This window comes from Rhizobium sp. T1470 (genome assembly GCF_042140505.1).
Taxonomy (GTDB): domain Bacteria; phylum Pseudomonadota; class Alphaproteobacteria; order Rhizobiales; family Rhizobiaceae; genus Rhizobium; species Rhizobium favelukesii.
This window is the reverse complement of sequence record NZ_CP148091.1, coordinates 67,025-81,455: the sequence shown is the minus strand read 5'-3', so window position 1 is coordinate 81,455 and position 14,431 is coordinate 67,025. Positions and strand designations below refer to the sequence as shown.

At 59.6% G+C, this 14,431-nt stretch carries 18 protein-coding genes; 8 read left to right on the top strand and 10 right to left on the bottom strand.

Annotated elements, in window-relative coordinates:
• The first annotated feature begins 42 nt into the window (after positions 1-42).
• Positions 43-1,293 carry a flavodoxin-dependent (E)-4-hydroxy-3-methylbut-2-enyl-diphosphate synthase gene (ispG, locus tag WGT02_RS00415; RefSeq protein WP_024313316.1) on the top strand — a complete coding sequence of 417 codons (1,251 nt, stop codon included), beginning with the start codon at positions 43-45 and terminating at the stop codon, positions 1,291-1,293.
• 17 nt (positions 1,294-1,310) lie between these two features.
• On the opposite strand, the gene WGT02_RS00410 is transcribed toward ispG, so the two are convergent.
• Together WGT02_RS00410 and WGT02_RS00405 are read right to left on the bottom strand one after the other, a co-directional pair.
• Positions 1,311-1,949, bottom strand: a complete 639-nt coding sequence (locus WGT02_RS00410; protein ID WP_024313317.1) for a LysE family translocator — start codon at positions 1,947-1,949, stop codon at positions 1,311-1,313.
• Between the two features lie 117 nt (positions 1,950-2,066).
• Positions 2,067-2,981 carry a polyprenyl synthetase family protein gene (locus tag WGT02_RS00405; RefSeq protein WP_024313318.1) on the bottom strand — a complete coding sequence of 305 codons (915 nt, stop codon included), beginning with the start codon at positions 2,979-2,981 and terminating at the stop codon, positions 2,067-2,069.
• Positions 2,982-3,115: 134 nt separating this feature from the next.
• Here WGT02_RS00405 and mtgA point away from each other — a divergent pair, with 134 nt between their 5' ends.
• The 5 genes from mtgA (at position 3,116) to WGT02_RS00380 (ending at position 6,237) form a co-directional block, all read left to right on the top strand.
• Positions 3,116-3,862, top strand: coding sequence for a monofunctional biosynthetic peptidoglycan transglycosylase (mtgA, locus tag WGT02_RS00400; RefSeq protein ID WP_024313319.1), 747 nt, complete (start codon positions 3,116-3,118; stop codon positions 3,860-3,862).
• Positions 3,863-3,959: 97 nt separating this feature from the next.
• Positions 3,960-4,679 carry a DUF1868 domain-containing protein gene (locus WGT02_RS00395; protein ID WP_024313320.1) on the top strand — a complete coding sequence of 240 codons (720 nt, stop codon included), beginning with the start codon at positions 3,960-3,962 and terminating at the stop codon, positions 4,677-4,679.
• Positions 4,680-4,692: 13 nt separating this feature from the next.
• Complete coding sequence (locus tag WGT02_RS00390) at positions 4,693-5,340, top strand: glutathione S-transferase family protein (protein ID WP_024313321.1); 648 nt, start codon at positions 4,693-4,695, stop codon at positions 5,338-5,340.
• A 156-nt stretch (positions 5,341-5,496) separates the two neighbouring features.
• On the top strand, positions 5,497-5,682 hold the full coding sequence (gene rpmF, locus WGT02_RS00385; protein WP_003543812.1) for a 50S ribosomal protein L32: 186 nt from the start codon (positions 5,497-5,499) through the stop codon (positions 5,680-5,682).
• 147 nt (positions 5,683-5,829) lie between these two features.
• On the top strand, positions 5,830-6,237 hold the full coding sequence (locus WGT02_RS00380; protein WP_024313322.1) for a hypothetical protein: 408 nt from the start codon (positions 5,830-5,832) through the stop codon (positions 6,235-6,237).
• A 3-nt stretch (positions 6,238-6,240) separates the two neighbouring features.
• On the opposite strand, the gene phaR is transcribed toward WGT02_RS00380, so the two are convergent.
• A complete protein-coding gene (phaR, locus tag WGT02_RS00375; protein WP_007528399.1) occupies positions 6,241-6,813 on the bottom strand; it encodes a polyhydroxyalkanoate synthesis repressor PhaR in 573 nt (190 codons plus the stop codon).
• 235 nt (positions 6,814-7,048) lie between these two features.
• On the opposite strand from phaR, the gene WGT02_RS00370 reads away from it, so the two are divergent.
• Together WGT02_RS00370 and WGT02_RS00365 are read left to right on the top strand one after the other, a co-directional pair.
• Entirely contained in the window at positions 7,049-8,230 is a 1,182-nt protein-coding gene (locus WGT02_RS00370; protein WP_024313323.1) for an acetyl-CoA C-acetyltransferase, read from the top strand.
• Between the two features lie 68 nt (positions 8,231-8,298).
• Positions 8,299-9,024, top strand: a complete 726-nt coding sequence (locus WGT02_RS00365) for a beta-ketoacyl-ACP reductase (RefSeq protein WP_024313324.1) — start codon at positions 8,299-8,301, stop codon at positions 9,022-9,024.
• Here WGT02_RS00365 and WGT02_RS00360 read toward each other — a convergent pair.
• From WGT02_RS00360 to WGT02_RS00330, 7 genes are all read right to left on the bottom strand, one after another.
• On the bottom strand, positions 9,021-9,173 hold the full coding sequence (locus WGT02_RS00360) for a hypothetical protein (RefSeq protein WP_167546215.1): 153 nt from the start codon (positions 9,171-9,173) through the stop codon (positions 9,021-9,023). The genes WGT02_RS00365 and WGT02_RS00360 overlap by 4 nt on opposite strands.
• An 89-nt stretch (positions 9,174-9,262) precedes the next feature.
• The gene (locus tag WGT02_RS00355) at positions 9,263-9,409 is read right to left on the bottom strand and encodes a hypothetical protein (protein WP_167546214.1); all 147 of its coding nucleotides are present in this window, start codon (positions 9,407-9,409) and stop codon (positions 9,263-9,265) included.
• 137 nt (positions 9,410-9,546) lie between these two features.
• On the bottom strand, positions 9,547-10,275 hold the full coding sequence (locus WGT02_RS00350; protein ID WP_024313325.1) for an SIS domain-containing protein: 729 nt from the start codon (positions 10,273-10,275) through the stop codon (positions 9,547-9,549).
• A gap of 14 nt (positions 10,276-10,289) precedes the next feature.
• Positions 10,290-11,441, bottom strand: coding sequence for an N-acetylglucosamine-6-phosphate deacetylase (nagA, locus tag WGT02_RS00345; protein ID WP_208249460.1), 1,152 nt, complete (start codon positions 11,439-11,441; stop codon positions 10,290-10,292).
• A complete protein-coding gene (locus WGT02_RS00340; RefSeq protein ID WP_024313327.1) occupies positions 11,441-12,472 on the bottom strand; it encodes an SIS domain-containing protein in 1,032 nt (343 codons plus the stop codon). The genes nagA and WGT02_RS00340 overlap by 1 nt, the downstream gene beginning before the upstream one ends.
• Positions 12,469-13,242, bottom strand: a complete 774-nt coding sequence (locus WGT02_RS00335) for a GntR family transcriptional regulator (protein WP_024313328.1) — start codon at positions 13,240-13,242, stop codon at positions 12,469-12,471. The genes WGT02_RS00340 and WGT02_RS00335 overlap by 4 nt, the downstream gene beginning before the upstream one ends.
• Before the next feature lie 114 nt (positions 13,243-13,356).
• Complete coding sequence (locus WGT02_RS00330) at positions 13,357-14,379, bottom strand: aldose epimerase family protein (RefSeq protein WP_024313329.1); 1,023 nt, start codon at positions 14,377-14,379, stop codon at positions 13,357-13,359.
• Positions 14,380-14,431: the final 52 nt, after the last annotated feature.

Here is a 14,431-nt window from a genome sequence, read left to right as displayed (position 1 = left end):
TCCACCTGAAAGACACGAATTTCAGGGGTTCAAGAACTCTATATGTCTTCTTCTGCAGATTTTGATCCGAAACCGCGCCGCGCATCCGTCGCCGTCGATGTTGGCGGCGTCATCGTGGGCGGCGGCGCGCCCGTTGTCGTCCAGTCGATGACGAATACCGATACGGCGGATGTCGACGCGACCGTCACGCAGGTGGCGGCTCTCTTCAAGGCGGGTTCGGAGCTTGTCCGGATCACCGTGGATCGCGACGAAAGTGCGGCTGCGGTTCCCAAGATTCGCGAGCGGCTGTTGCGGCTTGGCATGGACGTGCCGCTCCTCGGCGATTTTCACTACATTGGCCACAAGCTTCTTGCCGATCATCCGGCCTGTGCCGAGGCGTTGGCGAAATACCGTATCAACCCGGGCAATGTCGGCTTCAAGGACAAGAAGGACAAGCAGTTCGGCGACATCATTGAGATGGCGATCCGCTACGACAAGCCGGTGCGCATCGGCGTCAACTGGGGTTCGCTCGATCAGGAGCTACTCACGACGCTGATGGATCGGAACGCGGAAGCTGGCTCACCGCTATCGGCGCGCCAAGTGACTCGCGAAGCGATCGTGCAGTCCGCGTTGATTTCGGCCAATCTTGCCGAAGAGATAGGTCTGCCGCGCAACCGCATCATCCTGTCGGCCAAGGTTAGCCAGGTACAGGATCTGATCGCCGTCTATTCGATGCTCTCCGAACGCTCTGATCATGCGTTGCATCTCGGTCTTACCGAGGCCGGCATGGGCAGCAAGGGGATTGTCGCCTCATCGGCTGCCATGGGTTATGTGCTGCAACAGGGGATCGGCGATACCATCCGCGTGTCGTTGACGCCGGAGCCGAATGGCGACAGGACGCGCGAAGTACAGGTCGCCCAAGAGCTGCTGCAGGTGATGGGCTTCCGCCAGTTTATCCCTGTCGTTGCCGCTTGTCCCGGCTGCGGGCGCACGACCTCGACCGTTTTCCAGGAATTGGCGCAGAACATCCAGAACGACATCCGCAAGAACATGCCGGTCTGGCGCGAGAAATATCCGGGCGTCGAAGCGCTAAACGTTGCGGTCATGGGCTGCATCGTCAACGGGCCGGGTGAAAGCAAGCACGCTGACATCGGCATTTCATTGCCTGGCACCGGTGAAACGCCGGCTGCGCCTGTGTTCATCGATGGCAGCAAGGCATTGACGCTACGCGGACCGAACATCGCTTCCGACTTCGAGGCGCTTGTCGCCGACTACATCGAAAAGCGATTTGGGCAGAAGACGGCCGCGGAATAAGGCGCGGTCGAAAACACTCAGATTCGGCTGGCCAGAAGCTTCAGCCCCGCAACACAGTAGAAGGCGGCCATAGCCCCTTCGATCCAGCGGCGCAGGCTGCGGTAAATCTTCAGTGCGTGCGGTGTCGAGAACAATACTGCGTAGCCCATGAAGATGGTAAAACCTGTTGCCATGCAGACGCCGATGATGAGGCCGACGACGGATGCTCGGGCGCCCTGCGGCATGCCGAGCGCTATGATCGCCAGCCACGCAAAGATGGCCTTCGGATTGGTAACGTGAATGCCGTAGCCGCGCAGCAGCAGGGCGCGCGCCGTAAGGCTCTTTTGCACGACAGCCTGCGGCAGGCCATCGTTGGCGCGTACGGCCTTGAAGGCCTTGTAGGCGAGATATAGCAGATAGATGCCGCCGAAAATCTTCAGGATCTCGAGCGCGATGGCGTAGGTCTGGAGGATGGTTGCCAGGCCAAGAGCGGCAGCACAAGCCCAGGTGAACGAGCCCGCAAAGATGCCGAGCGAGATGGTCATGCCTGCCTTCCGGCCATGCGTCATCGACGTCGACACGATTGCCATGATTGCCGGGCCGGGGCTGATGACGGCGATCAAATAAGCGACGTAAGCAGGCAGGATCTGCGGTAGGTAGGTCAGGATCTCGTGCATCTTACGTCTCTTATTCGGTCGGTGGATCTTGGCCTCGTTTCTTAGGCGCGGTTCCCGGCGATCGACAAGAGACTGTGTCTCGTGTGGTGGCGGAAATATTGTCCCGGTGACGCTTTTTCAGTTCTTGCGTCCGGCAATGAAGCGAGCAGCTTCGGCGAGAATGATGCTGCGCTCGGCGTAGGTAGACAGCAATGCTTCGGCTTCGCGCACATGCTCGGCAAGCTTGGTTTCCGCCCATGCGATACCATGCAGTGCCACCAGCGTGCCTTTTCCGCGACCGGCATCCTTGCCTGTCGCCTTGCCCATTGTGGCGGCATCGGAGGTGAGATCAAGAATGTCGTCGGCGAGCTGGAAGGCGAGGCCGATCCTCTCGCCGAACTGGCGCAATCGCGCGCGATCCTCTGCCGACGCACCGGCGATGATGGCGCCTGCCTCGCAGGCGAAGCGGATAAGTGCGCCTGTCTTCATGGCTTGCAGCGTAACGATGCCCTGTTCGTCCGGGACCTGCTTTTCGGCAGCAAGGTCGAGAGCCTGGCCGCCTGCCATGCCTCCAATTCCGGCGGCGCGCGCAAGGGCCAGCGTCAACGCCACTTTGGCTGTGTCCGGCAAGCTCGTTTCAGGCGCTGCGATGATGTCAAAGGCATAGGTCAGCAGGCTGTCCCCAGCGAGAATGGCAGTCGCTTCGTCGTATGCGATGTGCACCGTCGGCTTGCCTCGGCGCAGGTCGTCATCGTCCATCGCCGGCAAATCATCGTGAACGAGCGAATAACAGTGCACGCATTCGAGTGCCGCTCCCACCCTCAGCGCCGTGCTCCTGTTGCCGCCGAGCAATGATGCCGTTTCCGCAACAAGGAAAGGCCGCAGTCGCTTGCCGCCGTTCAGGACGGCATAGTGCATCGCCGAACACAGGCTCTCCGGCCGAGCGATTTCGTCGTTCAGCGCAGCCGGTGACAGCAGGATGTCGAGCACAGCCTCGACCTCGCGCGCGGTGGCGGCCAGTCTGGCTTCGAATGTTTCAGAGCTTGCGTCCATGGCGCGCTGTTTGGCATGAGCCGCCTTCTGCTTGCAACGGAATTGTCGATGGTGCGGCGAAGATTTCCTTTGTCTCTGGCAATGCCAGTTCGCAAACGGTATGGAGGAGAAGGGCAAGAGACTGGGTCGGGGAATTGGACATAACGCCGGAGACAGAGGATCGCATTACCGTGCCGTTTCACAGGCACGTGTTTCTTTGGCTTAAAGGTCGCCCTGTGATCATGCGCATCGTTGTCGCGCTGGCGGCGCTCGTCATCCTTCCGTACGTCTTGATCGTCCTTTACCTGCTGCCCTTCATCCACCCGGTTTCCACGCTCATGCTTCGCGATCTGGTGCTGCTGCGCGGTTACGACCGGCAATGGGTCTCAATCGATAATATCTCACCGGTTCTTGTTCAGTCGGTAATGATGTCCGAAGACGGACAGTACTGCTTCCATGGTGGCGTCGATTGGGGTGAGATGCGCATGCTCTTGGAGGATACGCTAAGCGGTCACTCCACCCGTGGCGGCAGCACGATCCCGATGCAGACGGCAAAGAACCTGTTTTTGTGGAATAGCCGTTCCTTCGTTCGCAAGGCGCTGGAGCTGCCATTGGCTGTGACGGCAGACGTTATCTGGTCAAAGCGACGGCTGATGGAAATCTACCTCAACATTGCCGAATGGGGGCCCGGGATCTATGGCATCGAGGCTGCCGCGCGCCACCATTTCAAAGTGCCGGCATCGAAGTTGACCAGCCGGCAGGCTGCCCTTCTCGCCGTGGCGCTTCCCAACCCCTTTGATCGCAATGCCGGCAAGCCCGGGCGGGGATTGCGACGGCTCGCCAGCCTCATCGAGCGGCGCGCGCGAGGGTCGGGCGATTACATCAGATGCATTTATGATTGAGATCGCAATAAGTCGTTGGTGTTCATGAGTGTCATCTGGCATTCGTGCTTTAAAAGTATGGACGGAAATCCCGCCACTAACGACTAGACTACCAGCAATGATTTCTGCCTTTTCGCCCGCACTTCTGACTTATTCCGCCACCCATAACCCTACTCCGCCAAGTCATTTCGGGACGCGCTACGACGCAACCGGCACGTTTCTGCGCGAGCCGGGCAATACCGTCGTGTGCCATCTGATCGAGGGATCGCCAGCGCAGCAGATGATCATTGAAGCGCGCCGGCGCTTTCTAGAGACGCCGGAAGCATCTCGGTTCGCCTTCACTCCGATCTCCAGTCTGCACATGACGCTTTTTCAGGGCATTATCGAGTATCGCCGCAGGTTGCCCTACTGGCCGCAGGATGTAGCGCTTGATACTGCGATCGAGCACATGAGCGAAATGTATCTGGATCGATTGCAATCCTTCGACCCGCTCGGCCCCTTCGATGTTGAAGTTACCGAAGTGACGCCGGTGGGGCTTACAGTCAACGGTGCTACGGTCGCAGATCGGCAAACCATGAAGGAATGGCGGGACGCTCTTGCGCATGTCTTTCGCTACCGGCACCCGGACCATGATGCCTATGCGTTCCACATCACATTCTGCTATCCAATCATTCGACTGCCGGAAGCAGCGCTCCCGGAATGGCAGGCGATGATCGACAGCACGCTCGCGGCGCTGCGCGAAAACGCTCCCGTGATAAGATTGAAGCCGCCGGCCTTCTGCACTTTCGACGATATGAACCATTTCGAGGAGCGGCTTGTGCTCGCGCCCGCAGCCTAAAAGGAAGACCCTATTGGACAAGCTGACGCTCTATATCGGCAACAAGAACTATTCGTCGTGGTCGTTTCGGCCATGGATCGCCATGACGGCCGCGGGTGTTCCTTTCGAGGAAGTGCTTGTCCCTTTCGATTTCGCGGCCGGCAATCTGCACTTCAAGGAGTTCTCGCCAACGGGTCAGGTGCCGGTGCTCCAGCACAGCGACGTTCGTGTCTGGCAGTCGCTGGCGATCATCGAGTATGTTGCCGAGCTTTTCCCGGAAGCCGGGATCTGGCCAAAGGAGCGCGACAAGAGAGCGGTGGCGCGCGCTGTTTCCATGGAGATGCTTTCGGGTTTCAGGGCCTTGCGCAACGCTTGTCCGATGAATATCCGGCGGAGGAAGGGCAAGATCGCGCTCGCTGACGGCGTCATGGCCGACGTCGCCCGCATCGAGACGATCTGGCGTGACCTGCGCGCTCACTCCGGCGGACCGTTCCTTTTTGGCGATTTTTCCGGCGCCGATGCGATGTTCGCGCCTGTTGTCAACCGCTTCGACGTCTACGACCTGGTCTCTGCCAGCGATACTCTGAGCTATATCGCCGCCGTCAAGGGGCATCCGGCCTGGAAGAAGTGGGAAGAGGCGGCGCGGGCCGAGGCCTGGATCGTCGAGGAAGACGAGGTCTGACCTCTGAATCGCGTGAATCTCAAAAAATAAGCTTGGGGACTGGTCAAGCTCCCCCAAGGCATGTATAAGCGCGAAAAATTTCCGAAATCGCGATCCGTCGTTTCGGCCGCCAGTCTGGCCGTTGGATGTGTTTGCCCGTGAAGTGGAGTAAGAAAAATGGCTGTACCGAAGAGAAAAACGAGCCCGTCCAAGCGCGGTATGCGCCGCTCTGCAGACGCACTGAAGGCTCCGACCTACGTTGAAGACAAGAACTCCGGCGAACTGCGCCGCCCCCACCATATCGATCTGAAGACCGGTATGTATCGCGGCCGTCAGGTTCTGACGCCGAAGGAAAGCGCATAATACATTTGCGTTCTGCCTGAGTAGGATTTGCGAGGTCGGCCCTGTGCCGGCCTTTTGCTTTTTCCCGCGAAAAATACATTCTTTTGATGCCTTGAAGTGATGCGGCTGTTTACGGCACTATTCTCTCGCTGAGGGGAGATATGCCAGATGTTCAATGCTGTGCCGCTGATGATTATTCCATTCATTCTTTACAATATGTCGATGCTGGGCTTGATGGGCGGCGGCGGGCTTCCCTCGTTGCAAAACGACGTCATCGTTTTGTCGATGATTTCGGGAGCCATGTGGAGCATGTCGCTTGGCGATCTTTTCATCGTCATCGCACTTGCGGTGCTATTCTTCGAAATACTGAGGGCGACGCGCAATGCTGGCGGCAGCCTGGCCAATCACATGCTGTCAATGCTCGTCTTCATAGCCTTCCTGGTCGAGTTTCTTCTCGTCCAAGATGCAGCCACCCAGGTTTTCTTCATCCTGATGACGATTGCGTTGATCGATGTGATTGGCGGCTTTGCCGTATCTATTCGCACCGCCGGGCGCGATGTTTCGATCGGGCTCTGAAGCTCATAGATTGTCGAGTTTGTTCTGAAGCGCGCGCAGCTGTTCTTTCAGCTCGTCGATGTCTTTTGCCTCCGCCTTGCGGCTCTCCTTAGCCGGCGGTGTCATGAACGGCGAGAACATCTGCATCGCTTGCTGGAACATCTCGGTATTGCGACGGACCTGGTCTTCGACCATCTGCATCGGTAGTTGCAGGTTCTTGCCGATAGGCGTTTCGCCGAAAGCGCGCGTGACCTGCTCGCGCATCTGCGCCTGCTGTTCGGTAAAGGCGCGCATGGAATGTTCCAGGAAGCTCGGAACGACCATCTGCATCTGGTCGCCGTAGTAGGTAATCAGCTGGCGGAGGAACGAGATCGGCAGGAGCGTGTTGCCCGTCTTGGATTCCTGTTCGAAAATGATTTGCGTCAGTACCGAGTGGGTAATGTCGTCGCCGCTCTTTGCATCCTGGACTGTAAAATCCTCACCCTTCTTCACCATCTCCGCCAGGTCTTCCAACGTCACGTAAGTGCTGGTGCCTGTGTTATAGAGGCGGCGATTGGCGTATTTCTTGATTACGATCTGCCCGTCATTCTTCGCCATATCAGTCTCCCGAAGCCCGTCTGATTGTTATGGAAATTCCTCCACCGAGGAATGTAGACGCAAACGAAGCCCAGTGACAATCTCTTTGTGCGATGCGGCAACCCCTTTTAAGTCAGAGATAATTTGCCTCAGCGTAAGCAATCCCTAAAATGCAATGGTAGAGTCTTGTCGTTTGACTTGGCGATGAAGCTTTGTCAGTTTCGATGTATCTGGTGGAGTTAACGAGGAGATCGTCATGTCGAGTTCATCCATCGTCATCGCTAGTGCAGGTCGCACTGCCGTTGGCTCATTCAATGGCGCCTTCGCCACCGTTCCGGCCCATGAACTGGGTGCGGCTGCGGTCAAGGGCGCGCTGGAGCGTGCAGGTGTCGAGGCCGGCGAAGTCGATGAAGTCATTCTCGGTCAGGTTCTTCCGGCCGGCGAAGGCCAGAACCCCGCCCGCCAGGCGGCCATGAAGGCCGGCGTTCCCAAGGAAGCGACCGCATGGGGCGTCAACCAGCTCTGTGGCTCGGGTCTTCGCGCCGTCGCGCTCGGCATGCAGCAGATCGCGCTCGGTGATGCAAAGATCATCGTCGCGGGCGGCCAAGAGTCGATGTCGATGGCGCCGCATGCGGCGCATTTGCGAGGCGGCGTGAAAATGGGCGACATGAAGATGGTCGACACCATGATCAAGGACGGCCTGACAGATGCCTTCTATGGCTATCACATGGGCATCACCGCCGAGAACATCGCGCGCCAGTGGCAGCTCTCCCGCGAGGAGCAGGACCGATTTGCCGTCGCGTCGCAGAATAAGGCGGAAGCCGCGCAAAAGGCCGGCCGATTCAGCGATGAAATCATCCCCTTCGTCATCCAGACACGAAAGGGCGACGTGACGGTTGATGCCGACGAGTACATCCGCTACGGCGCGACGTTGGACTCGATGGCCAAACTGCGCCCGGCTTTCGACAAGGACGGCACGGTTACCGCAGCGAATGCCTCCGGCCTGAACGATGGCGCCGCCGCAGCCGTGCTGATGACCGAGGCCGAAGCCTCCCGTCGGGGCATCCAGCCGCTCGTCCGCGTTGTCTCCTGGGCGACAGCAGGCGTTGATCCGCAGCTCATGGGAACCGGCCCGATCCCGGCGTCGCGCAAGGCGCTGGAGAAGGCGGGCTGGTCTGTCGGCGATCTCGATCTCGTCGAAGCGAACGAAGCCTTCGCCGCGCAGGCCTGTGCGGTCAACAAGGACCTCGGCTGGGATCCTTCGATTGTCAACGTCAACGGTGGTGCGATCGCGATCGGCCATCCAATCGGCGCTTCCGGCGCGCGGGTGCTCAATACGCTCCTTTTCGAGATGAAGCGCCGTGGCGCGAAGAAGGGATTGGCGACGCTCTGCATCGGTGGCGGGATGGGCGTCGCAATGTGTTTCGAAGCTCTTTGAATAGCAGGCAGTCCAACTAGAACCTGAGCCCCGCAGCATAGCGGGGCCCTCAAATAAGGGAGCGGAACATGAGCAGGGTGGCTGTTGTCACAGGTGGTACCCGCGGCATTGGCGCCGCGATTTCTCTCGCGCTGAAGAATGCCGGCTATACGGTTGCCGCCAACTACGCTGGCAACGACGAAAAGGCGAGCGCCTTTCACGGCGCCACAGGCATTCCGGTCTTCAAATGGGATGTTTCCGACTATGCGTCATGCGGCGAAGGCATCGCGAAGGTCGAGGCCGAACTGGGTGTGATCGATGTCCTTGTCAATAACGCCGGCATCACCCGGGACGCAATGTTCCACAAGATGACACCGCAGCAGTGGCACGAGGTCGTCAACACCAACCTCACCGGTCTCTTCAACATGACACACCAGGTCTGGGGCGGCATGCGCGACCGAAGCTACGGGCGGATCGTCAACATTTCCTCGATCAACGGCCAAAAGGGTCAGATGGGACAGGCGAACTATTCGGCTGCGAAGGCCGGAGACCTCGGCTTCACCAAGGCGCTTGCGCAGGAAGGTGCTGCCAAGAACATCACCGTGAACGCGATCTGCCCAGGCTATATCGGTACGGAAATGGTTCTTGCAGTGCCGGAGAAAGTGCTGAACGAGCGGATCATTCCGCAGATTCCGGTTGGCCGTCTCGGCGAACCGGAAGAGGTGGCGCGCTGTGTCGTCTTCCTGGTTTCCGACGACGCAGGTTTCATCACCGGATCGACGCTAAGCGCCAATGGCGGTCAGTTGTTCGTTTAGCGGATGGACGCCGTAAGGCCGTTATCGTGGCTCTCGATCTGCTGCGAATAGCGGCCTTGCTGGCTACGCGTATCGTATGGATTCAAGTATGCCGCATAGGCCGCCATGGCGATTGTCAACATTGCGGCCGCACCGATAATTCTCGTCATTGCCCTGCACTCCAAATTCCCCACGACGCATTGGTCGTTCAACCTGGTGTCGATATTGGGGCCGATTTGAGGAATTATTTGGCTGTCTTTCAGCCCTTTGGGTGGCGCTTTGTTTTAGCCCTGACCGGCACCTTCTGCATTGCACGGCCTTCGCCGCGAAGAGCGGCGGTGGCTGTGGTTACGAAGGCGGCCGCAATGAGGATGGCAACCGCTGAATTCAAGATGATCTCAGTCATGCGACCGTTCCTTTCAAAGTCTGGCGGGGCTTAGCCTCCGCCGCTGTTCTTGAAAGAAATATGCGCCTCGCCCTCACAGCCCGGTAGATTGAACTTTGGCGACCGACTGTCAGCGTGGCGTTGACAATCGGTCGCTCTTAGAGATGAGGATTGCGCGGTCGATATTTCGTCACCAGTCGCTGATTCACCGCGGCAGCGCCAGGCATATTGGCACTGAGATAAATCGGTGCGTCGCCGCCTTTCGACAGCTCCAAAGCGACGTCAGCGAAGATGGCGTTGAGCACCGTCGCGCCGATTGCGGTCGAAACCGGGCCGACTTTTAGCTCCGTGCCTGGGAGCGCAATCACTGCATCGCCGGGAGGAAGACCGTTGTCCAACACGACATCGGCGATGTCCGCAAGGCGGCGTCGGCCGTTCGCGACCGCACTCGAATAGGAGACAGACGTGATCGCGATCACCTTGGCGCCGATCTCGCGGCCATAATCGGCGGCTTCGATCGGCGCTGCGTTCACGCCGGAGTTCGATGCGATGATGATGACATCGCCCGGCTGCATGCCGTAGCGTTCCAGCACCGGCCGCACCAATCCTTCTGTCCGCTCATAGACGGAGCTGATCACCGCGCCCTCGTGCAGCATCGCGGAGCCAACGAGAATCGGAACGGTGAAAGCGAGGCCACCTGCCCGATAGTGCACCTCTTCTGCCAGCATATGTGAGTGTCCGGTGCCGAACACATAGACCCGCTTGTCATTGCGTGCGGCTTCTAGGATCGCATTGGCCGCCAAAGCCATGGGCTCAGCGAGCTCCGTCTTCAAAGTCTCGAGTCGGCCAATCAGATTGGAGAAGTAAGCATCGGTGATCGCTGTCATCACGTCCTCGATTTCTAAGCCGCTTCGCCGCTGATGAAGGTCCGAGTGACCTCGAGAGCATCGGTCAGATGCACCAGATCGGCTCGGGCACCCGGCGAAAGGTGGCCGTGGTCTTCAAGCCGCAGGAAGCGCGCCGGGTAGAGCGTCGCCATGCGAAGGGCCTCTGCGAGCGGCAGTTCCAGATAGGTAACGCCATAGCGGATAGTCGACGCCATATCCACGTCGGAGCCGGCAAGCGTGCCGTCGGACAGAACCAGCTTCGAGCAGAAGCCACCTCTCTCGCGTCGGACGGTGCGGCCATTCAACGTGAAGGAGTCTTGCTCCGATCCAACCAGCGACATCGCGTCGGTGACGAAAAAGAGCCTGCCTTCACCCCGTTTGGCGCGAAGAGCGGTTCGAAGCGCCTTCGGATCAACATGATGGCCATCGGCAATGATGCCGCACCAGACCGAAGGATGATCGATGGCGGCACCGACGAGGCCGGGTGCCCGGTGGCCGAGTTGGCTCATGGCGTTGAAAAGATGGGTGACACCTCGCGCGCCGGCGTCGAAGCGAGCCTCCGCCACCTCGCTGGAACAATCGGAATGGCCAATGCTGATGGTGACGCCGGCTTCGCTGAGTTCGCGTACCTGTTTTGAGGTTACTTGCTCGGCCGCCATCGTTACCAGCAAGGTACCGATTGCTTCCTTGGCCGCAATGAAGGCTGTCACGTCCTTGCCTTCAACGGGGCGCATGAGTTCGGCAAGATGTGCCCCCTTGCGGGCCGGCGCCAGATGTGGGCCTTCAAGATGGAGACCCGACACGCCGCGATTCGTCTTGACGGCTTCCTTGGCCGCCTCGATCGCCGCCTCCGTCGCGTCCGCCGTATCGGTGATCAGCGTCGGCAGCAGCGCAGTCGTGCCATAGGGCCGATGACCGTCGGCAATCATGTACATGGAGGCTGCAGAGGGCTCGTCGTTGAGCATTCGCCCGCCACCCCCATTTACCTGCGCATCGATGAAGCCTGCCGAAAGAACGCCGCCTTCGAACCGCGTGTGCTCGCCGTCGGGCAGTTCGCTTGCCGTCGCAATGGCCTCAACGCGCCCGTCCGACACAATGAGTGCCTTATCGTCGTAGAAGCGTTGGCCGTCGAAGATCCGGGCGCCGGAGAAGATCTTGCGAACCATCACATCGTCTCCGTGACCTTGAGCAGATTGGCCGGCTTGTCCGGGTCGAAGCCCTTGCGACGCGTGACTGACTCGATCAGCCGATAGTAGACGAGCAGCGAAACGAGCGGGTCGAGCAGACCGCTGCCCGTCGTCGGCACCTGCAAATTGATGCCGGAGACCGGCTGGCCCGAGAACGGCACGGTGGTTGCGCCGAGCTTCCGCAGCCGCTCAAGTGCTTGGACGTTGTTGCTGAATGCCGGATCATCAGGCGTGAAGGCGACGATCGGGAAGCCCGGCTGAACAAGACGCATCGGCCCATGCATCAGTTCGGCAAGCGAGAAGGCTTCCGCGTGCAAGCTGGCCGTCTCCTTGGCTTTCAATGCTGCCTCGAGCGCAATGGCGAAAGCGGGGCCGCGACCGGCCGTATAAAGTGAGCTGGCGTCGAAAAGAACGTCCTCTGCTGCCTTCGTATCGATCCCACTGGTCGCCTGGAGGGCTTCCGGCAGCTTTTCCAAGGAGGCATGCAGATCGCGCTTGCCGCTGATGGCAGCCGTGACACCGGAAAGCGCGGCGACCGAGGCGATGAAGGACTTGGTCGCTGCCACGCTCTTCTCCGGGCCAGCATTGAGGCCGAGAACGATGTCGGCCTGCTTGGCGAGCGGGCTGTCGGTGACGTTGACGACGGCGATCGTCGTTGCGCCGCCATGCTTTGCCGCATCCTGCAGGGCAATGATGTCGGGGCTTGCGCCGGATTGCGACACCGTGAAGTGGATGCCCCCCTTCAGATGCAGAGACGCACCATAGACCGACGCGATCGATGGGCCAAGCGATGCGACCGGCACGCCACAGGTGATCTCGAACAGGTATTTGAAGAAGGTCGCGGCATGGTCCGACGACCCGCGCGCTGCCGTCGTCACCACGGTCGGAGCGCCCGATGCAAACAGCTTCGCGATTTCATCGAAGGCGGACTTTTCTTTCTGAAGCAAGGTTGCGACGACCTCCGGCGATTGGCCGGCTTCCTGCAACATTAGCGACTGGCTTTCACTCATAGGTCATCTCCAATTCTCAATTCCGCAACAAAATCATATGCATCGCCACGATAGTGGGAGCGGGTGTATTCGACGACACGCTGGTCTTCCAGGCGCGAGACGCGTTCAATCAGTAGCGCGGGCGCGCCGGCATTCACGTGCAGCGCGGCGGCCGATGATGGATCGAGCGTGACCGCCGTCAATCTCTGCAGCGCCCGAACGGGCCGGTGGCCGTTTGCCGCGAGTGCTTCGTAAAGAGATCCCTCTCCACCACCATTTTCTCCAAGGAATTTTATCGGCACGACAGCGCGTTCGATCGCAAGCGGCAGCCCGTCGGCAAGACGCAGACGATCGAGGCGAAGGACGGGTTCATCAAGGCCGAGGCCAAGCAGGAACGCCTCCTCAGGAGATGGCGTATTGACCGTCCGAGACAAGATCCTTGCGGCAGGGGCGCGACCGCGCAAGCGCATGTCGGCGGAGAACGAAGAGAGCCGCCACAGCGATTGTTCCATGCGTTCGACCTTGCTGGAAACGAAGGTGCCGCTCCCGTGCCGAGACTCGAGCGTGCCAGCGTTCATCAGGTCACGATAGGCGGTTCGAACAGTCACGCGTCCGACCTTCAGCGCTTCGGCCATATCGCGCTCGCCGGGGAGTGCCGTTCCAGGCTTCAGCAATCCTTCCTGAACCAGGCCAGTCAAGGCCTGCGCCAGCCGCTTGTAAAGCGGTCCCGTCAACGCCTCGTCGCGCAGACCACGGCTGTTCAGCTCGGCTATCAAACTGGTTCTATCCATGTTCCAGTAATAGAACCTATTTAGAACCAATCGCAAGCGGGAAATAACTCCAAAAAGAAAAACCCTCGCAGGCGGCCTGCGAGGGTTTGTTCATTCGAGCACAAGATCAGAGCGTCAACTCTTCGTGAAAACGTAGTCCGTTTCCTGACGCAGGACTTCGCCCGGGCGCAGAACGGCGTCCGGAAATCCCTCGTGATTGATTGCATCAGGCCAGATCTGCGTTTCCAGGCAGAAGCCGGCGAACGGACCATACTTGCGTCCGCCGAGGCCGGGCACAGGCACGTTGAGCTTGAAGGCGGCATAGAACTGGACGCCGGGCTCCGTGGTGCGTACTTCCAGCGAAACGCCCGAGTTCAGGCTGCGGGCAAGCGCGACGGACCGCTTGGCGGTCCGGTCGTCGGAAAGGCAGAAATTGTGATCGTAGAGCGCCTGCTCGCTGCCGTCGAACCGCTTCATCGGCGACATCTCGCGGAAGTCGAAGACAGTTCCGGCGACGGGTCGGATCTCACCCGTCGGGACCTGCAGTTCATCGGTGACGAGGTAGCCGTCGGCTGCGATCATGATGTCGTGGCCGAGCGCATCGTCGCGGCCGTCGAGGTTGAAATAGGCATGCTGGCAAACGTTGGCGATCGTCGGCTGATCACTGGTCGATTCGTAGACGACGGAGAATTCGCCGTTGCCATGCACCCAGTAGGTTGCCTGGATGGTGCAGTTGCCCGGATAGCCGGCGCGGCCGTCCGGATCGACGATCTTCAGCACAACGCGGTCGACATCATGCTCGACGATTGTCCAGTTCTGCTTGGCGATGTTGTCGCTGCCGCCATGAAGATGGGTCACGCCCTTCTCGTTGAGATCGAGCTGATAGTTCTTGCCATCCAGCGTGAACCTGCCGCCGCCGATGCGGTTTGCGCAGCGCCCGGGCGTTGCGCCAAAGTAGGAGGAGTGAGCGGGGTAGCTGTCGAAATCGTCGAAGCCGAGCAGAAGCGGGGCATCGTGGTCGTCGAGGCGGAGATCCTGAATGACGGCACCCCAGGTGATGATCTTGGCTGTCAGCCCGCCACCTTTGATCTCGATCCGATAGACAGTTTCTCCCGACTTGGTTTGCCCAAAAACTTCCCGTTTCAACAATTCCGCCATAACGACCGTCCAGATCTATCTTCGAGTGAGGCAGCGAACCTGCCCCCATTTG